We start from the raw sequence: 17,865 nt of genomic DNA, 5'->3' as shown, positions 1-17,865 counted from the left end.
GGATAGGTCGGCCCCCGCGTGCTGCGGTCCAGCGGCTCACGATGTGGCAGAAACCCGGGTGCTCGTTGTCGGAAGTCCACCCCGAGGGCGGTGGCGAGGCCTCAGAAGCCGAGGCGCTGGAGCTGCTTGGGATCGCGCTGCCAGTCCTTGGCGATCTTGACGTGCAGGTCGAGGTAGACCTTCTGCCCCAACAGCTTCTCGATCCCGGCCCTGGCGTTGGTGCCGACCTCACGCAGTCGCGACCCACCACGGCCGATGATGATGGCCTTCTGGGACGACCGCTCGACGAAGACGTTGACGCGGATGTCGAGCAGGGGTTTGTCGGCGGGCCGGTCGGGGCGCTGCACCATCTCCTCGACCACCACGGCCAGCGAGTGCGGCAGCTCGTCGCGGACGCCTTCGAGGGCTGCCTCACGGACGAGCTCGGCGATCATGACGACGTCCGGCTCGTCGGTCAGCTGCCCCTGCGGGTAGAGCGGTCCCGGTGAGGGCGGCAGGTAGCTCGACAGCACCTGCGCCACGTCCTTGACCTGGCGGCCGTCGACGGCCGAGCAGGGCACGATGGCCTCCCAGTCCCCCAGCTGGTCGATCGCGATGAGGTGCTCGGCGAGCCGCTGCCGGTCGACGGCGTCGATCTTGGTCGCGATGGCGACGACGGGTCGGCGACGGTCCTGCTGGATCTCCTTGAGCTCCCGGGCGATGAACCCGTCGCCGGGCCCGATCTTCTGGTCCGCAGGCAGGCAGAAGCCGATGACGTCGACCTCGAGCAGGGTCTCGCGCACGACGTCGTTGAGCCGCTCCCCCAGCAGCGTCCGCGGCTTGTGAAGCCCAGGGGTGTCGACGAGCACGAGCTGCGCGGAGTCAGTGGTGAGGATCCCCCGGATCGTGTGTCGGGTGGTCTGCGGCTTCGAGGAGGTGATGGCCACCTTGTGCCCGACCAGGGCGTTCGTCAGGGTGGACTTCCCGGCATTGGGCCGTCCGACGAGGCAGGCGAAGCCGGCGACGTAACCGTCGGTCGTTCCGGAACCACTCGCAGTCATGACACTCCCTCGCGCTCGGGCTCCACCGTAGTGCGGTCGTGGCCACCGTCGGCGTCGGGATCCTCGTCGACGTCGAGGCGCTGGACGATCACGCTGGCGATGCGGTGCCGCCGACCGGCCATCCGCTCGGCGGTGAGGGCGAGCCCAGCCACCTCGCAGCGGGAGCCGACGATCGGGACCCGTCCGATGCACTTGCCGATGAGGCCCCCGACGGTGTCGACCTCGTCCTCCTCGATGTCGACGTCGAACAGGTCGGCCAGGTCGTCGATGTCCATGGTCGCGGGCACCCGGAAGGTGCCGTCCCCGAGGTCCTCCACCCCGGGCGCCTCCCGGTCGTACTCGTCCGCGATCTCGCCCACGATCTCCTCGATGATGTCCTCGATCGTCACGAGCCCGGCGGTGCCGCCGTACTCGTCGACGACGAGCGCGAAGTGGCTCTGGTCCCGCTGCATCTCGCGCAGCAGGTCGTCGACCGGCTTGCTCTCGGGGACGTAGTGCATCGGACGCATCTGGGCCGTCACCGGCAGCGAGCCCGCCTCCGGGTCGGCGTTCACGCGGCGGACCACGTCCTTGAAGTAGAGGAGGCCGAGGACGTCGTCCGAGCCGTCACCCACCACGGGGATGCGCGAGAACCCGGACCGCAGGAAGAGCGACATCGCCGAGCGCAGCGACTTCTCGCTGTCGATGGTCACCATGTCGGTGCGCGGCACCATGACCTCCCGCGCGACGGTGTCCCCGAGCTCGAAGACGGAGTGGATCATCTCGCGCTCGCCGGCCTCGATCACGGCGCTCTCCCCGGCGAGGTCGACGAGGTCACGCAGCTCCGACTCGCTCTGGAACGGGCCGTCGCGGTAGCCGCGCCCCGGCGTCACGGCGTTGCCGAGGGCGATGAGCACCCGCGCCACCGGCCCGAGGAACGTGCGCAGACCCACGATCACCGGGGAGGCAAGCAGGGCAACGGAATCCGAGTGCTGACGACCCAGCGTGCGCGGCGAGACCCCCACCACGACGAAGGACACCAGGGCCATCACGCCGATGGCGATCAGCAGCCGGCGCCAGAACCCCTCGACCAGGTCGATCGTGCCGAGGGTGATCAGGACCGCGGTGGTCGACTCCGCCACGATGCGGAGGAACGCCGTCACCGACAGGTATGCCGCGCTGTCGGCGACGATGCGCGACAGCGCCACGGCCCCGGGGCGCTTCTCCTCGAGCAGCTCCTGGGCACGCACCCGGGACATCCGCCACACGGCCGCCTCGGCCGCCGAGAGGAGGAAGGCGATGGCGATGCTGAGCAGGGCTGCGAAGACGAGTGCGGTCATCAGCGCCCCATCAGGTGGAGGGCCGCCCGCGGCCCGCGAGGAAGGTCAGCAGCAGCTGCCTCTGGAGCTCGAACATCTCGCGCTCCTCCTCGGGTTCCGCGTGGTCGTACCCGAGCAGGTGCAGGATCCCGTGCGTGGTCAGCAGCAGGAGCTCCTCCTCGGTCGCGTGACCGGCCTCGGCAGCCTGTCTGGCCGCCACCGACGGGCACAGGACGATGTCGCCGAGGACGCCCTCCTCGGGCTCGTCGCCCTCCCGGCCGGGGCGCAGCTCGTCCATCGGGAAGCTCATCACGTCGGTGGGGCCGGGCAGGTCCATCCACTGCACGTGGAGCACCTCCATCGCGGCCTCGTCCACCAGCCGCAGGCACAGGTCGGCACCGGGGTGGACCCGCATCTCGCCCATGACGTAGCGGCTCAGCGCCACCAGCTCGAGCTCGTCGAGCTCGAAGTCCGTCTCATTGAGAACGTCGACGCTCACGCCCTCGCCCTCCCGAGTCCTGTTCCTGCTCGTCCCAGCGGCCGTAGGCATCGACGATCGCGCCGACGAGGCGGTGCCGGACGACGTCCTGGGCGGTGAGCAGCGAGAAGTGGATGTCCTCGACGTCGCCGAGGATGTCGCGGACCACCCGCAGCCCCGACTTGGTGCCGTCGGGGAGGTCGATCTGGGTCACGTCACCGGTGACGACCATCTTGGACCCGAAGCCGAGGCGGGTGAGGAACATCTTCATCTGCTCGGGGGAGGTGTTCTGCGCCTCGTCGAGGATGATGAACGCGTCGTTGAGGGAGCGCCCGCGCATGTAGGCCAGCGGGGCGACCTCGATGGTACCGGCAGCCATCAGCCGGGGGATCGACTCGGGGTCGACCATGTCGTGCAGCGCGTCGTAGAGCGGGCGCAGGTACGGGTCGATCTTGTCGTTGAGCGTGCCGGGCAGGAACCCCAGCCGCTCGCCCGCCTCGACCGCCGGACGCGTCAGGATGATCCGGTTGACCTGCTTGGCCTGGAGCGCCGCGACCGCCTTGGCCATCGCGAGGTAGGTCTTGCCGGTGCCTGCCGGGCCGATGCCGAAGACGATGGTGTGCTCGTCGATCGCGTCGACGTAGTGCTTCTGGTTGAGCGTCTTGGGCCGGATGGTGCGGCCCCGGTTGCTGACGATGTTCATGGTGAGCACGTCGGCGGGGCGCTCGGTGGTCTGGGCGCGCAACATGCTGATCGAGCGCTCGACGGCGTCACGGTTCAGCGGCTGGCCGCCCTCGATGACCAGCAGGAGCTCGTCGATGGTGCGCTCCGCGAGCGCGACCTCCGCACTCGGTCCGGTCAGGTGGAACTCGTTGCCCCGGACGTGGATCTGCAACTGCGGGAAGGCCCGCTCCATCGTGCGCAGCAGCTCGTCGCGGGGGCCGAGGAGCGTGACCATCTGCACCTGGGCAGGGATCTCGACGGTGTGGGTGGGCATCGGAAGGGCGCCATCGGGCGCGCCCCCCAGCGTGGTCGGATGATCAGGATCTGGCATGGTCCGACCAGTCTACGGTGCGTCGAAGCCGGGCGCCCACGGCGCGGCTCAGCCAGGAGGCCACGTCATCGACCGGCCGCCGAGCACGTGGACGTGGGCATGGAAAACGGTCTGGTGCGCCTCGGCACCGGTGTTGAAGACCGAGCGGTACCCACGGTCCGCGATGCCCTCCTGCGCCGCGACGGCCGCCACCGTCCGCAGGAGGGCGGCAGCGTCGTCCGGCGCCTCGTGGGCGAGGGCGCCGACGTTCGGCACGTGGTGGCGCGGGACCACCAGGATGTGGGTCGGCGCCTGGGGCTCGAGGTCCCGGAACGCGAAGGTCGCCTCGTCCTCGTAGACCACCGTGGCCGGGATGCCCCCCGCCACGATCGTGCAGAACAGGCATTCGGGGTCGGTGCGCCGCGTGGCCGGAGTGTTCATGAACCCGACCTTACGGCGCGTCAACCCGTTGTCGGGGCTGCGCGTCATCGGGTCGTGAGACTGTTGAGCGTGGCAGAGCATGACCGCCGTGGCGAGGTCCGGCCAGCGGCCGACGAGGCCATTGCCGAGCTGTATGCCGCCCACTGGACCGGGCTGGTCCGGTTGGCGTGGTTGCTGCTGCGTGACGACCTCGCGGCCGAGGAGGTCGTCCAGGACGCCTTCATCGCCGTGCACCGGCGCTGGGACACGATCCGGGAGCACCAGGCGGCTGCGGCCTACCTGCGGCGGTCCGTCGTCAACGGCGCGCGTTCCGGCCTGCGACACCGGGGCGTGGAGGAGCGCTACGTCGCCCGCCAGCAGGCTGAGCCCACGGCATACGCACGGCACACGGAGGTGAGCGCCGAGGAACGGGCGCTCCAGTCCGAGACCACCACATCCATGATCGGCGCGCTGCGGCGGCTGCCCCAGCGCCAGAGAGAGGTCCTCACGATGCGCTACTACCTCGACCTGAGCGAGGCCGAGATCGCCGACGCCCTCGGCATCTCCGCGGGCTCGGTCAAGGCCCATGCCCACCGTGGCCTGGCGACCCTTCGCGACCGGATGGAGGCGGCGTCATGAGCGACCGCACCGACTTCCTGCACCCCGACTCCGAGCCCGGGGAGTTCGACCAGGTCGAGCGGCGGCTGCGCCGGGCCCTGATCCAGGACGCCCAGCAGGTCCGCCCGTCGCACCGCCTCGACACGATCCTGCACGAGGCCCACGAGGCAGGACCGGTGACGGCGACCGGTGGTTCCGGTGCCAGGCGCTGGGTGATGCCACTTGCCGCGGCGGCGGCCGTGGCGGCGATCATCGGCGGCCTGTGGTGGTCCGGTCACGACGACGGCCCGACGATCACTCCCCCGCAGACCTCGGGTCCGTCGCAGTCCGCGACCTCCGCCCCGACGTCATCCACCACCTCGCCCGGTACGGCGCCGCCGACCGGGGCGGGGACGACGAAGTCGGTGGCGCTGCCCGTCTACTTCGTCGGCCCGATCGGGGACGCGAAGCCCACCTACAAGCTCTTCCGCGAGTTCGTCAGCGGGGCGGTCCCCGTCGGCGGGGGCGACGCGAAGCGGGTCGAGGTGGCCCTCGGTCTCGCCATGAACGCCCAGCCGTTCAGCAACACCAACGGCTACCTCCAGCCGTGGAGCGGCACCCGGGTCACGGCCGCCACTGTCACGCCCGACGCCATCCAGGTGACGTTGAGCAGTCCCGGAGCCGCCGGCTTCGATGCCGAGACGCAGCGGCTGGCGGTCCAGGAGCTCGTCTGGACGGCGCAGGCCGCAGCCCAGAAGACCCTCCCCGTGCGGTTCCAGGTCGCCGATGGGTCGACGACGCTGTTCGGGTCGATCTCGACCGCTCAGGCCTTCACCCGGCCACCGTCGGACCGGCTCTACGAGGACATCGCCCCGATCTGGATCACCTCACCGACCGGCGACCAGGTGCTTCCGAAGGCGAAGCCAGTGGTCGTCAGGGGGCTGGCCATCGTGTTCGAGGCGACCGTCAACTGGCAGCTCGAGCGCGGCACCACCACGGTGTCGACCGGTCACGCCATGGCCACGATCGGAGCCCCCATGCAGGGCAGCTACTCAATCGACCTCGGCAGGCTCACCGCGGGCAGCTACACGATCCACGTCCGCGAGCTGAGTGCCAAGGACGGTTCCGTGAGCGCGGAGAAGGCGGTGTCGTTCACGGTGCGGTGACGGGGCCGCGTCACCGTGTGAGCGCGACCCCGCTCAGCGCCAGCGCGCGGCCGCGCTCAGCACGGCCAGCGCGGCCGGCCCCGCGCTCGACGACCGGAGCACGGTGTCTCCCAGGCGCACCGTCAGCGCCCCCGCGGCCTCGAGCGCGGCGACCTCCTCCGGCGTCACGCCACCCTCGGGGCCCACGATGACCAGGACCTCGCCCTCGGTCGGAAGTGCCTGTGCCGCAAGGCTCTGCGTCGCATCCTCGTGCAGCAGGTATGCCGCTGCGGCGCCGCCGACCCGCCCGGCGAGGGTCTTCGTCGTGAGCAGCTCGGCGACCACCGGCACGCGGGCGCGGCGGGACTGCTTGGCTGCCGCGGCGACGGTCGACTCCCACTTGCGCCGGGCCTTGTCACCCCGCTCGCCCCGCCACTGGACGATGCTGCGGGACGCCTGCCAGGGGACCACCTCGTCAACCCCGAACTCGGTGGCCGCCTCGATCGCCTGGTCGTCCCGGTCGCCCTTGGCCAGGGCCTGGACGAGGACGAACCGCGGGATCGCCTCAGGCTCGCGGGCCACGTCCACCACGGCCAGCTCCAGCTCTGCCTTGCCGGCCCCCAGGACCGTGCAGGTGACCCGCAGTCCGGCGCCGTCGGCGAGCATGACGCCCTCGCCGGCGGCGATCCGGCGCACGGTCGCCGCGTGCCGGCCCTCAGGGCCGTCGAGCACCAGGCGCGTGCCAGCGACGGCCTCGGCGAGGACGGCCGGCTCGACGAGGAAGAGCGGGAGGGTCACGTCGCAGGATCTCGCTACTTGGCCTTGAACGCGTCGCGCAGCTTGCCGAACAGCCCGGGGTGGGCCGGGGACAGCCGCCCCGCCGGGTGCTCCTCGCCCCGCAGGGTGGCCAGCTGGCGCAGGAGCTCCTCCTGCTGCTCGTCGAGCCGCGTCGGCGTCTGCACGTTGGCGTGGATGATGAGGTCGCCACGGCCCGTGCCGCGCAGGTGCGTGACCCCGAGGCCGCGCAGCGTCATCGCGTCGCCGGGCTGGGTGCCCGCCTTGATCTCGAGCTCGTTGCTCCCGTCGAACGTGTCGAGCTTGATCGTCGTGCCGAGGGCGGCAGCGGTCATGGGCAGCTCGACGGTGCAGTGCAGGTCGTCGCCCCGGCGCTGGAAGGTCTGGTGCGCGCGCACGGCCACCTCGACGTAGAGGTCGCCCGCCGGGCCACCACCCTGACCGACCTCGCCCTCGCCGCCGAGCTGGATGCGGGTGCCGGTGTCGACCCCCGCCGGGACCTTGATCTTGAGCGTGCGACGGGTGCGGACCCGGCCGTCACCGGAGCACTCGAAGCACGGGCTCACGAGCACCTCGCCGTAGCCCTGGCAGGTGGCGCACGGACGGGTCGTCATCACCTGGCCGAGGAACGAGCGCTGGACCTGCTGGATCTCGCCGCGTCCACCGCAGACGTCGCAGGTGCGCCGCGAGGTGCCGGGCTGGGCGCCGTCGCCGTGACAGGTCGAGCACACCACGGCTGTCTCGATCGCGAGCTCCTTCTCGGCGCCGAACACGGCGTCGCCGAGGTCGATGTCGAGCCGGATGAGGGCGTCCTGGCCACGCCGCTGCCGCGAGCGCGGACCGCGCTGGGCCTGCCCGGCGCCGGCACCGAAGAAGGCGTCCATGATGTCGCTGAAGGAGAAGCCCTGGCCGAAACCGGCGGCACCTGCGGCATACGGGTCCGAACCCATGTCGTAGGAACGCCGCTTGTCGGCGTCGGAGAGCACGTCATAGGCCTGCGAGACCTTCTTGAACTGCTCCTCGGCCTCCGGGCTCGGGTTGACGTCGGGGTGCAGCGTCCGCGCCTTCTTGCGGTACGCGCGCTTGATGTCCTCGGGGCTGGCGTCCCGGGACACACCCAGGTCCTGGTAGTAGTCGTTCAACGGATGTCCTTCAACGAGTGTCCTTGGTGTCACCGGGGTGACGGTTGGCGGTACGAGGTCGGACGCGCGTCATTGCGCGAGGATTCGGGAGACGTAGGTGGCCACGGCCCGCACGGACGCCATGGTCGTGGGGTAGTCCATCCGGGTGGGCCCGAGGACACCCAGACCGGCGACGAGCTCGGAGCCCGAGCCGTACTCGGTCGAGACGACCGAGGTCGACTGGAGCCCGGCGAACGGGTTCTCGTGGCCGATGCGGACCGAGACCATGTCGGAGGTCTCGCGCGCGGTGCCGAGCAGCTTGAGCAGCACGACGTGCTGCTCGAGCGCTTCGAGGACCGGGCCGATGCTGAGGGGGAAGTCGGTGCCGACGCGCGCCAGGTTCGCCGTGCCCGCGAGGACGACCCGCTCCTCGCGCTCCTCCACCAGCGCGTCGTCGAGGGACCGCACGACGGCGCGGACCAGGTCGCGGTCGGCCGGCTCGAACTCGTCGGCGAGGTTCGCCAGCGACGCGGCGGCCTCGACCAGCCGCTGCCCCACGGCGCGGGCGTTGACCTTGGCCCGGACCAGTCCGAGCGTGGCTTCACCCTCCTTGGTGGACAGGTCCTGGCTGGTCTCGATGACGCGCTGCTCGACGCGGCCGGTGTTGACGATGAGCACCACCATCAGGCGGGTCGGACCCATCGCGACGAACTCGATGTGCCGCACCGTCGACCGCGTCAGCGATGGGTACTGCATGACGGCGACCTGCCTGGTCAGCGACGCCAGCAGGCGAACCGTCCGGTCGACGACGTCGTCGAGGTCGACGGCGCCCTCGAGGAACTGGGCGATCGCGGCCCGCTCGGCCGCGGTCATGGGCTTGACGGAGCTCAGCCGGTCGACGAACAGGCGGTAGCCGGCATCGGTCGGCACCCGCCCGGCGCTGGTGTGCGGGGCGGCGATGAGGCCCTCCTCCTCCAGCGCCGCCATGTCGTTGCGCACCGTGGCGGCCGAGACCCCCAGCTGGTGACGGTCGAGCAGCGCCTTGGAACCCACCGGTTCGGATGTCTGGACGTAGTCCTGCACGATCGCGCGCAGCACGGCGAGTCGACGTTCCTCGCTCATCAGGCACCTCCTTCAACCGATCTGGCCCGACTACGGACAGGCTGGCACTCAGGCTCAGCGAGTGCCAAGTCTACGGGGTTCCCCTGTCCGGGCAGCACGGGCGGCGCGCCCTCGCCGCCCGGGGCTCCGCGCGGCATACCCTGCGTCGGTGTCCGACCGCTATGGCTCCGATGTCCTGTCCGGTGACTGGAAGCTCCCCCCGCGGGGACGTTCGCGCGAGGTCGAGGCCGAGACCGGCCTGGTCGTCGAGGACGTCGAGACCGGCTGGTGCGGTGCCGTGGTCCGCGTCGAGAAGGCCGGGGGGATGCGGGTCGTGCACCTGGAGGACCGTCGCGGTCGCACCAAGGGCTTCCCGATGGGCCCCGGCTTCCTGCTCGACGGGGCTCCGGTCGTCCTGACCCCACCCACCGCGGCCGCCCGCGCGCAGCTCGAGCAGGCCAAGGCCGCCGCCTCGCGCACGGCCTCGGGCTCACGGGCCGTGCACGGGGCCACGGCCCGGGTGGCGAGCGGCTCACGCATCTTCGTCGAGGGCCGGCATGACGCCGAGCTGGTCGAGAAGGTGTGGGGCGCGGACCTGCGGATCGAGGGTGTGGTGGTCGAGATGCTGGACGGCGTCGACGACCTGGTCGCGGCGATCGCCGACTTCCAGCCGGGTCCGGGCCGCCGGATGGGGGTGCTCGTCGACCACCTGCTGCCCGGCACCAAGGAGCACCGCGTCGTGCAGGACGCGGCCCGTGGACCGTATGCCGCCCACGTGCGGATCCTCGGGCACCCGTACGTCGACGTGTGGCAGAGCGTGCGCCCCGAGCGGCTCGGCCTGACGCAGTGGCCGGTGATCCCTCGCGGCCAGTCGTGGAAGCACGGGATCTGCGCGCACCTGGGGTGGGCGCACGACGACCAGGCCGACATCGCGAGGGCGTGGAAGCAGATCCTCGGGACGGTGCGGTCGTACGCCGACCTCGAGCCGACCCTGCTCGCCAGCGTCGAGGAGCTCATCGACTTCGTCACGGAGGCGCAAGCGGACTCGGTGACCGACCCACGCCGTTGAGGCGTCCGGGTCAGGGTCGGCCCTGACGCTCCCCTGACCACACCCCCGATTCCACCCCGAAGGCGGGACCACCCAGCCCCTCCATGCGTTTCACTAGGTGCAGACACCCTGCAGGCCACCACCACGGAGAAACCCATGACCGACCAACCGACGCAGCCCGAGCAACCAACGCAGCCTGAGCAGCCGAACGTCCCGCCGCAGCAGGCCTACGGCGCGGTTCCGCATCCGATGTCCCCGCAGGACGAGAAGACCTGGGCGACGCTGGTGCACATCGCACCGTTCGTGGCCGCCATCGTGGGCCTGCCGTTCCTCGGCCCCCTCATCGTCTTCCTCGTGTTCAAGGACAGGGGGCCCTTCGTGCGGTTCCACGCCGCCCAGGCCCTGAACTTCCAGATCATCGTCACGATCGCCTTCTGGGTCTTCGGGCTGCTGTCGCTCGTGCTGATCGGGATCCCGTTCCTCATCGCCACGGGGATCGCGTGGGTCGTCCTGTCGATCATCGCGGCCGTCAAGGCCAACAACGGCGAGTGGTACCGCTACCCGATGACGCCGGAGCTCGTGAAGTAACGCCGTCGGGTCAGCGGAGGCCGAGGAGCCGTCGCACCACGGTGTCCGCGAGCAGGCGGCCCTGCCTGGTCAGCACGACGCGCTGACGGCGCAGGGCCGCCTGCGCCTCCACGAGGCCGTCAGCGAGGAGACCGGCGACGGCCAGGCGGCCCTCGTCCCGCAGCTCCTCGACCGGCAGACCGTCCACGAGGCGCACGCCGAGCAGCACGCGCTCGTCGTACCGCTGCTCGTCGGTCAGCGTCTCCCGGCCGTGGGCGGGGCTGAGCCCCTCGGCGACGCGGGCGGCATACGCGTTGGGGTGCTTGACGTTCCACCACCGCACGCCGCCGACGTGGCTGTGCGCTCCCGGCCCGATCCCCCACCAGTTGCCGTCCGCCCAGTAGCCCTCGTTGTGGCGGCACCGGGCATCGGCCCGCCGGGCCCAGTTGCTCACCTCGTACCAGGAGTAGCCGGCCGCGGCGAGGTGCTCGTCGGCGATCTCGTACTTGGCGGCCTCGTCGTCATCCTCGGGAGCCGGCACCTGTCCGCGCCGGACCTGGGCAGCCAGCTTGGTGCCCTCCTCGACGACGAGGGCGTAGGCCGAGACGTGGTCCGGCTCGAGGGCGGTCGCCGCGGCCAGGCTGGTCCGCCAGTCGTCGAGCGACTCGCCGGGCGTGCCGTAGATCAGGTCGAGGCTGACCTGCAGCCCTGCCGCACGCGCGGCGGCAACCGCGCGCTCCACGTTGGCCGGGTCGTGGGTGCGCTCGAGCGTCCTCAGGACGTGCGGGACGGCCGACTGCATGCCCAGGGACACCCTCGTGAACCCGGCTGCGGCCAGCAGGTCGAGCCCCGCCGGGGTCACCGAGTCGGGGTTGGCCTCGGTCGTCACCTCGGCGTCCGCCGAGAGCCCGAACCTGGCCCGGATGCCGTCGAGCATCCGGGCCAGGTCCTCGGCGGCGAGCATCGTGGGTGTGCCCCCGCCGACGAACACCGTGTCGACGGTCGGCACGTCGCCGAGCACGTCGACGGCGAAGGCCAGCTCGCGCAGCGCGGCATCCGCGAAGGTGTCGACGCTGGCCCCGTCGACGCCGAGCTCAGTCAGCGTGTAGGTGTTGAAGTCGCAGTAGCCGCAGCGCACCGAGCAGAACGGCACGTGCAGGTAGATGCCGAACGGGCGGCGAGGCAGAGCCTGAAGGGACGCCTGCGGCAGTTGACCGTCCGCCGGTGCCGGGTCACCGTCGGGCAGGGCGCTGGGCATGCGTCCATCCTCGCAGCCCGGCCGACGGGCCCGGACACGGCGTGTCGTGAGGACACGCCGTCACGGACCGAAACTGGCCCTGAAAGTCCCGGGAAATTCTGCCGAACCACTTGTGGGCGACCTGACCCTGGATTAGAAATAGCCCACGCAATCGCTTCGGCGAGAGCGTCGGTCAGGACCTCGGTCCTGACCGTCGAGGGCCTCGGAAACTCATACTTTCCGAGGCCCTCACCTTTGTTGCGGGCAGCCGCGAACCTGAACGTCTGGGCCTCGGAAACATGGACGCAGTCGAGGCCCTCACCTTTTGTGCCCGGGTCCCCACGTAGGGTCGAGGCGTGGCCACTCCCCTCTGGATCGAGCTCGACGGCGTCGTCAACATGCGTGACCTCGGGGGGCTGCCGACCACCGACGGCGGCGAGGTCGCCACCGGGCGGCTGTTGCGCTCGGACAACCTCCAGGACCTCAGCGAGGCCGACGTCGACGCCCTGACCGGTCGCCTGGGCGTCACCGACGTCGTCGACCTGCGCAGCACCGTGGAGCTCCACCTCGAAGGCCCCGGGCCGCTGCGGGCGCGGAACCTGACCCACCACCACCACCACTCGCTCTTCCGCGACGACATCCGGGAGGTCACCGCCGCGGAGGCCCTGGTGCTGCCGTGGTCCAAGGCCGACCAGGCGGCGGTCGACGCAGAACCGCGCCTGGACGACGACTACTGGGCCAGCCACTACCTCGGCTACCTCGCCCACCGGCCCGACTCGATCAGCGCTGCGCTGCGGGTGGTCTCGGGCAGCCGTGGCGCGACGATCGTGCACTGCGCCGCAGGCAAGGACCGCACGGGCACCGTCGTGGGCCTGGCGCTGTCCGTGGCCGGGGTCAGCGACGAGGACGTCGTCGCCGACTACGTGGCCACCGGTGAGCGGATCGAGCGCGTCGTGGCCCGGCTCATGGCCCGCCCTGCCTATGGCGAAGCGCTGGCAGGGCAGTCGCTGGACCACCACCGCCCCAAGCCGCAGACCATGGAGCGGATCCTCACCGTGCTGGCCGAACGCTACGGCGGCGCGAGTGGCTGGTTGCGCGCGCAGGGCTGGACCGAGGACGAGGTCGAGGCCCTGCGAGCGAGCCTGCGCGCCTGACCCGGCCACGCGGCCTACCCCTTGTCGGTGGACCCCTCGTCGGGCCACGACCGCTCTCAGCGGGTCGGCTTGTCGGTCACCCAGAGCCGGATGATGCCCTCCACGACGGTGGTGCCGTCCGCGCGGACTCCCTTGACCCGCACCGGGATCTCGACGTCGCCCTCACGCGCCCAGTCGGCGGGATCGGTCTCCGCGACGCACCGGATGTCGGTCGTCGCCTTCGCGGTGTACTCCACCTGCATGCCCTTGGGGATCCAGCGACGCGACGGCGGGATCGTCGCCTCGGCCAGGGCCCCCATGGCCGCCTCGAGACCGTTGCAGATCGCGATCACGTGGACGGTGCCGATGTGGTTCTGCACCCGGTGGCGCTTTGCGATCGTCAGCTCGGCACGGTTGGGTCCGAGCTCCACGAACCGCGGACGTGCAGTGCGGAAGTACGGGGCCGCCTGTTCGAAGACGAGCGAGAAGATCCGTCGGCCCTGCGGGTATGCCGCGAGGCGTCGGTACAGCGCGTAGGTGTCGACCATGGGCCCAACATTACCCGCCGGTAACCACTACTTCTTCCCGACCGGGTCGTTCGACAGGGCGGCGATGAAGGCCTCCGGGGGCACCTCGACGCTGCCGATGTTCTTCATCCGCTTCTTGCCGGCCTTCTGCTTCTCGAGCAGCTTGCGCTTGCGGCTGATGTCACCGCCGTAGCACTTGGCGAGCACGTCCTTGCGGATCGCCCGGATGTTCTCGCGGGCGATGATGCGCGAGCCGATGGCCGCCTGGATGGGCACCTCGAACTGCTGGCGCGGGATGAGCTCCTTGAGCTTGCCCGCCATCATCACGCCGTAGGCGTATGCCTTGTCCTTGTGCACGATCGAGCTGAAGGCGTCGACGGTCTCGCCCTGGAGCATGATGTCGACCTTGACCAGGTCGGCGACCTGGTCTCCGTCGGGCTCGTAGTCGAGCGAGGCATAGCCGCGGGTGCGCGACTTCAGCTGGTCGAAGAAGTCGAAGACGATCTCGGCGAGCGGCAGCGTGTAACGCATCTCGACGCGCTCCTCGGAGAGGTAGTCCATGCCACGCAGCGTGCCGCGCTTCTGCTGGCACAGCTCCATGATCGCGCCGATGAACTCGCTCGGCGCCAGCACGGTGGCGCGCACGACCGGCTCGGTGACGGTCGAGACCTTGCCGTAGGGGAACTCGCTCGGGTTCGTGACCGTGAGCACCTTGCCGTCGTCCATCGTCACGTCGTAGACGACGTTGGGCAGCGTGGAGATGAGGTCGAGGTCGAACTCGCGCTCGAGCCGCTCGCGGACGATCTCGAGGTGCAGCATGCCGAGGAAGCCGATCCGGAAGCCGAAGCCCAGCGCGGCCGAGGTCTCGGGTTCGTAGACCAGGGCGGCGTCGTTCAGCTTGAGCTTGTCGAGGGCGTCGCGCAGGTCGGGGTAGTCCGACCCGTCGATCGGGTAGAGACCGGAGAACACCATCGGCTTGGGGTCCCGGTAGCCGCCGAGTGGCTCCTTCGCGGGCTTGGCCGCGTTGGTGACGGTGTCCCCGACCTTGGACTGGCGCACGTCCTTCACCCCGGTGATGAGGTAGCCCACCTCCCCCACGCCCAGGCCCTTGGCCGGCGTCGGCTCGGGCGAGCTGACGCCGATCTCGAGCAGCTCGTGGGTGGCCTTGGTCGACATCATCGCGATCTTCTCGCGCGGGTTGAGGTTGCCGTCGATGACCCGGACGTAGGTGACGACGCCGCGGTAGGTGTCGTAGACCGAGTCGAAGATCATCGCGCGGGCCGGGGCATCGGCGTCGCCGACGGGGGGCGGCAGCTGGGTGACGATCTCGTTGAGCAGGGGTTCGACCCCGACGCCGGTCTTGCCCGAGACGCGCAGGCAGTCCTCCGGCTGGCAGCCGATCAGGCCGGCCAGCTCCTCGGCGAACTTCTCCGGCTGGGCCGCCGGCAGGTCGATCTTGTTGAGCACGGGGATGATCGCGAGGTCGTTCTCCATGGCGAGGTAGAGGTTCGCCAGGGTCTGCGCCTCGATCCCCTGCGCCGCGTCCACCAGCAGGACCGCGCCCTCGCAGGCAGCGAGCGATCGCGACACCTCGTAGGTGAAGTCGACGTGCCCGGGCGTGTCGATCATGTTGAGCGCGTACGTCGTGCCGTCGACCTCCCAAGGCATCCGGACGGCCTGGGACTTGATGGTGATGCCCCGCTCGCGCTCGATGTCCATCTTGTCGAGGTACTGCGCGCGCATGTCGCGGCCGTCGACGACGCCGGTGATCTGGAGCATCCGGTCGGCCAGCGTCGACTTGCCGTGGTCGATGTGGGCGATGATGCAGAAGTTCCGGATCAGGTCCGGCGGCGTTGCGTGCGGTTGCAGCGCGGTGCGGGCCATCGGGGACACGGGTGCTTCAAACCTCACGGGACGTCGGGGAGAACGGAACGGCCCATCCTCCCACGGGACGAGGTATGCCGGTGACGGGCCACCGCGACTCCCGGCAGCCAGGTGCGGGCTCCCGGTAGCCAGGTGCGGACTCCCGGCAGTCAGGCCCGCCGCTGTGACGAGCGCTGCAGCAGGGCGGACCACACGGCGATGCCGATCCCCGCCACGGCCAGCATCCCGCCCACGCGGGACGGCCACTCGTAGCCCAGCCCCGCGGACAGGACGATCGACCCGAGCCAGGCGCCGAGGGCGTTGGCGATGTTGAGGGTGGAGTGGTTGAGGGCGGCCGCGAGCGCCTGGCCCTCGTGGGCGACATCCATCAGCCGGGTCTGCAGCATCGGGACCAGCACGCTCGGGAGCAGCCCGAGCATGAAGACGGCCGTCAGCCCGGACCACTTCGCGCTCTGCACGGCGGGGCCGAAGAGGAAGAGCATCACGGCGATCGCCGCCAGCAGGATGGTGATCCCCCGCAGGAGGCCGAGGCGTGACACCGGGCCGGAGAGCAGCGCGCCGACCGTCATCCCCACGCCGTAGAGGGCGAGGATCAGCGGGATCGTCGCGCTGCCGAACCCGCCGAGCTCGGTCATCGTCGGGGAGATGTAGGAGAACGTGGAGAACATGCCGCCGAACCCCACCGTGCCGATCCCCAGCGCCAGCCAGACCTGGGGGCGCTTGAGGGCGGAGAGCTCCGATCGCATGCTCACTCCGCCGTCCGCGGGGCAGAACGGCACCCAGCGCCACACCGCGAGGACGGTGAGCAGGGCGATCACGCCCACCACGGCATACGGCCACTGCCAGCCGTAGGCCTGGCCGATGCGGGTCGTCACGGGGACGCCCACGATGTTGGCCACGGTGAGGCCCGTGATCATCATCGACACCGCCCACGTGCGACGGTGTGCCGGCACCATCGAGGCTGCGACCAGCGACCCGACCCCGAAGTACGCCCCGTGCGGCAGCCCTGACAGGAACCGCGCTCCCATGAGCAGGCCGTAGCTGGTCGCGAAGGAGGAGAGCACGTTCGCCACCGCGAAGGCCCCCATCAGCCAGAGCAGCAGCTGCTTGCGCGGGATCTTCGTGCCGAGCGTCGCCAGGACCGGGGCGCCGACGACCACCCCCGCGGCGTAGGCGGACACGACGTGACCGGCCGTCGGGATGTCGACGCCCACCCCGGCCGCCACCTCGGGCAGCAGCCCCATGGTCACGAACTCCGTGGTGCCGATGGCGAACCCCCCGACCGCCAGCGCGAGCAGGGCGAGGTTGACGTGGGCGGGGCGGACCACCGGCCCGTCGTCGAGGTCGGTGGTCGGGCTGGAGAGGGTGGCGTCGCTCACGGGAGTGCAACGACAGCGGGTCGGGCGGTCATTCCTCCATGGTGCTCGCGCACGGCGGGTTTGGCGCGGCTCGCCCAGCCGTCGAGACGTAGCATCGGACGCGACAGCCACAGCATCGAGGGGACCATGGCCGAATCGACCCAGCACGCCCACCAGCACGGGGCACCGCAGCCCGCCGGAGCACTCGCGCTGCTGCCCCCACCTCCTCCCGGGTACCGAGAGCACGTGCGCTCACACCTGCGCCACCCCCTCGAGAACCTCTGCCTGGTCGTGGTGATCCTCGGGTCGCTGCTCGTGTGGGCGATCTCCTGGTACGAGGTGGCCTCCGCGATCATCGACCGGCGCCAGCCCGACCCGTATGCCGTGATCTTCTTGGCCGCGCCGGTGATCATCTACTTCCTGCGCGGCCAGCTCTACGCAGGGCTGCGCCTGTCCGGCGTGAAGATCTCGCCGACGCAGTACCCGGAGGCGTACCAGATGCTGGTGGACGCCTGCGCGCACCACGGCCTGAGGAGGGTGCCCGACGCCTACGTGGTGCTGGGCAACGGCATGATCAACGCGGCCGCGTCGGGGCACGGGTTCCGGCGGTTCATCTTCGTCTACAGCGACCTGTTCGAGATCGGTGGCGAGGCACGCAACCCCGACGCCCTCAGGTTCATCATCGGGCACGAGGTGGGCCACATCGCGGCCGGCCACACGAGCTACTGGCGGATCCTGGCCATCAGCGGCGCCCAGTGGATCCCCTTCGTCGGGTCGACGCTGAGCCGCAGCCAGGAGTACACCGCGGACAACTTCGGGTACGCGATGGTCCCGCACGGCAGTGCCGGTGCGATGGCCACCCTCGCGGCCGGCAAGTACCTCAACCGGACCGTGGACGTGAACGCCCTTGCCGACCGCGCGACCACCGAGACCGGCTTCTTCGTCTGGCTGGTCAACGCCCTCGCGTCGCACCCGGTGCTGGTCTGGCGCTCCCACGCACTGCGCGACCGTCGCCGCCCCGGCCGGCTGCTCTGGAGGCCGAAGCACCTCCCGTGACGCCGGTCGACTCTCGGAGGGTTCCGC

At 70.7% G+C, this 17,865-nt stretch carries 18 protein-coding genes; 6 read left to right on the top strand and 12 right to left on the bottom strand.

The annotated features are described in order from the left end of the window. Nucleotides 1-101: 101 nt before the first annotated feature. The 5 genes from era to BJ986_RS13065 are packed head-to-tail and all read right to left on the bottom strand — an operon-like array spanning nucleotide 102 to nucleotide 4,290. The gene (era, locus tag BJ986_RS13085; RefSeq protein ID WP_179422375.1) at nucleotides 102-1,040 is read right to left on the bottom strand and encodes a GTPase Era; all 939 of its coding nucleotides are present in this window, start codon (nucleotides 1,038-1,040) and stop codon (nucleotides 102-104) included. Beyond that, nucleotides 1,037-2,359 carry a hemolysin family protein gene (locus BJ986_RS13080; RefSeq protein WP_179422374.1) on the bottom strand — a complete coding sequence of 441 codons (1,323 nt, stop codon included), beginning with the start codon at nucleotides 2,357-2,359 and terminating at the stop codon, nucleotides 1,037-1,039. Before BJ986_RS13080 ends, era begins: the two co-directional genes overlap by 4 nt. A gap of 10 nt (nucleotides 2,360-2,369) precedes the next feature. Then, nucleotides 2,370-2,837, bottom strand: coding sequence for an rRNA maturation RNase YbeY (gene ybeY / locus BJ986_RS13075; protein WP_179422373.1), 468 nt, complete (start codon nucleotides 2,835-2,837; stop codon nucleotides 2,370-2,372). Continuing rightward, complete coding sequence (locus BJ986_RS13070; protein ID WP_179422372.1) at nucleotides 2,815-3,870, bottom strand: PhoH family protein; 1,056 nt, start codon at nucleotides 3,868-3,870, stop codon at nucleotides 2,815-2,817. The genes ybeY and BJ986_RS13070 overlap by 23 nt, the downstream gene beginning before the upstream one ends. Nucleotides 3,871-3,918: 48 nt before the next feature. Then, entirely contained in the window at nucleotides 3,919-4,290 is a 372-nt protein-coding gene (locus BJ986_RS13065) for a histidine triad nucleotide-binding protein (protein ID WP_179422371.1), read from the bottom strand. A 69-nt stretch (nucleotides 4,291-4,359) separates the two neighbouring features. On the opposite strand from BJ986_RS13065, the gene BJ986_RS13060 reads away from it, so the two are divergent. After that, on the top strand, nucleotides 4,360-4,908 hold the full coding sequence (locus tag BJ986_RS13060; RefSeq protein WP_337795268.1) for a SigE family RNA polymerase sigma factor: 549 nt from the start codon (nucleotides 4,360-4,362) through the stop codon (nucleotides 4,906-4,908). Further along, complete coding sequence (locus BJ986_RS13055) at nucleotides 4,905-6,032, top strand: Gmad2 immunoglobulin-like domain-containing protein (RefSeq protein ID WP_179422370.1); 1,128 nt, start codon at nucleotides 4,905-4,907, stop codon at nucleotides 6,030-6,032. Before BJ986_RS13060 ends, BJ986_RS13055 begins: the two co-directional genes overlap by 4 nt. A 33-nt stretch (nucleotides 6,033-6,065) precedes the next feature. On the opposite strand, the gene BJ986_RS13050 is transcribed toward BJ986_RS13055, so the two are convergent. The 3 genes from BJ986_RS13050 to hrcA all read right to left on the bottom strand — a co-directional run bounded on the left by BJ986_RS13050 (nucleotide 6,066) and on the right by hrcA (nucleotide 9,049). Continuing rightward, nucleotides 6,066-6,809 (bottom strand): 16S rRNA (uracil(1498)-N(3))-methyltransferase, encoded by a 744-nt coding sequence (locus BJ986_RS13050; RefSeq protein WP_179422369.1) that lies wholly within the window; start codon nucleotides 6,807-6,809, stop codon nucleotides 6,066-6,068. A 14-nt stretch (nucleotides 6,810-6,823) separates the two neighbouring features. Beyond that, nucleotides 6,824-7,948, bottom strand: a complete 1,125-nt coding sequence (gene dnaJ / locus BJ986_RS13045) for a molecular chaperone DnaJ (protein ID WP_179422368.1) — start codon at nucleotides 7,946-7,948, stop codon at nucleotides 6,824-6,826. 69 nt (nucleotides 7,949-8,017) lie between these two features. Then, nucleotides 8,018-9,049, bottom strand: coding sequence for a heat-inducible transcriptional repressor HrcA (gene hrcA / locus BJ986_RS13040; RefSeq protein WP_179422367.1), 1,032 nt, complete (start codon nucleotides 9,047-9,049; stop codon nucleotides 8,018-8,020). Nucleotides 9,050-9,197: 148 nt separating this feature from the next. On the opposite strand from hrcA, the gene BJ986_RS13035 reads away from it, so the two are divergent. Together BJ986_RS13035 and BJ986_RS13030 are read left to right on the top strand one after the other, a co-directional pair. After that, complete coding sequence (locus BJ986_RS13035) at nucleotides 9,198-10,097, top strand: DUF3097 family protein (RefSeq protein ID WP_179422366.1); 900 nt, start codon at nucleotides 9,198-9,200, stop codon at nucleotides 10,095-10,097. A 135-nt stretch (nucleotides 10,098-10,232) separates the two neighbouring features. After that, on the top strand, nucleotides 10,233-10,664 hold the full coding sequence (locus tag BJ986_RS13030) for a DUF4870 domain-containing protein (RefSeq protein WP_238338097.1): 432 nt from the start codon (nucleotides 10,233-10,235) through the stop codon (nucleotides 10,662-10,664). Between the two features lie 10 nt (nucleotides 10,665-10,674). Here the strand turns inward: BJ986_RS13030 and hemW are convergent, their stop codons facing one another. Then, nucleotides 10,675-11,901 carry a radical SAM family heme chaperone HemW gene (hemW, locus tag BJ986_RS13025; RefSeq protein ID WP_179422365.1) on the bottom strand — a complete coding sequence of 409 codons (1,227 nt, stop codon included), beginning with the start codon at nucleotides 11,899-11,901 and terminating at the stop codon, nucleotides 10,675-10,677. 335 nt (nucleotides 11,902-12,236) lie between these two features. On the opposite strand from hemW, the gene BJ986_RS13020 reads away from it, so the two are divergent. After that, a complete protein-coding gene (locus BJ986_RS13020) occupies nucleotides 12,237-13,034 on the top strand; it encodes a tyrosine-protein phosphatase (RefSeq protein WP_179422364.1) in 798 nt (265 codons plus the stop codon). 56 nt (nucleotides 13,035-13,090) lie between these two features. Here BJ986_RS13020 and BJ986_RS13015 read toward each other — a convergent pair whose 3' ends face one another. The 3 genes from BJ986_RS13015 to BJ986_RS13005 all read right to left on the bottom strand — a co-directional run bounded on the left by BJ986_RS13015 (nucleotide 13,091) and on the right by BJ986_RS13005 (nucleotide 16,803). Continuing rightward, the gene (locus tag BJ986_RS13015) at nucleotides 13,091-13,561 is read right to left on the bottom strand and encodes a hotdog fold domain-containing protein (RefSeq protein WP_179422363.1); all 471 of its coding nucleotides are present in this window, start codon (nucleotides 13,559-13,561) and stop codon (nucleotides 13,091-13,093) included. Nucleotides 13,562-13,588: 27 nt separating this feature from the next. Beyond that, nucleotides 13,589-15,424: a translation elongation factor 4 gene (lepA, locus tag BJ986_RS13010; protein ID WP_179423860.1), complete on the bottom strand. Its 1,836-nt coding sequence runs from the start codon at nucleotides 15,422-15,424 to the stop codon at nucleotides 13,589-13,591. 149 nt (nucleotides 15,425-15,573) lie between these two features. Continuing rightward, complete coding sequence (locus BJ986_RS13005) at nucleotides 15,574-16,803, bottom strand: MFS transporter (protein ID WP_337795265.1); 1,230 nt, start codon at nucleotides 16,801-16,803, stop codon at nucleotides 15,574-15,576. Nucleotides 16,804-16,929: 126 nt separating this feature from the next. On the opposite strand from BJ986_RS13005, the gene BJ986_RS13000 reads away from it, so the two are divergent. Next, nucleotides 16,930-17,838 carry a M48 family metallopeptidase gene (locus tag BJ986_RS13000; protein ID WP_179422362.1) on the top strand — a complete coding sequence of 303 codons (909 nt, stop codon included), beginning with the start codon at nucleotides 16,930-16,932 and terminating at the stop codon, nucleotides 17,836-17,838. The last annotated feature ends 27 nt before the right edge of the window (nucleotides 17,839-17,865 follow it).

Origin of the sequence: Pedococcus badiiscoriae (assembly GCF_013408925.1) — a bacterium.
In the GTDB taxonomy this organism is placed as follows: domain Bacteria; phylum Actinomycetota; class Actinomycetes; order Actinomycetales; family Dermatophilaceae; genus Pedococcus; species Pedococcus badiiscoriae.
This window is presented reverse-complemented; position numbering and strand designations above follow the sequence as displayed.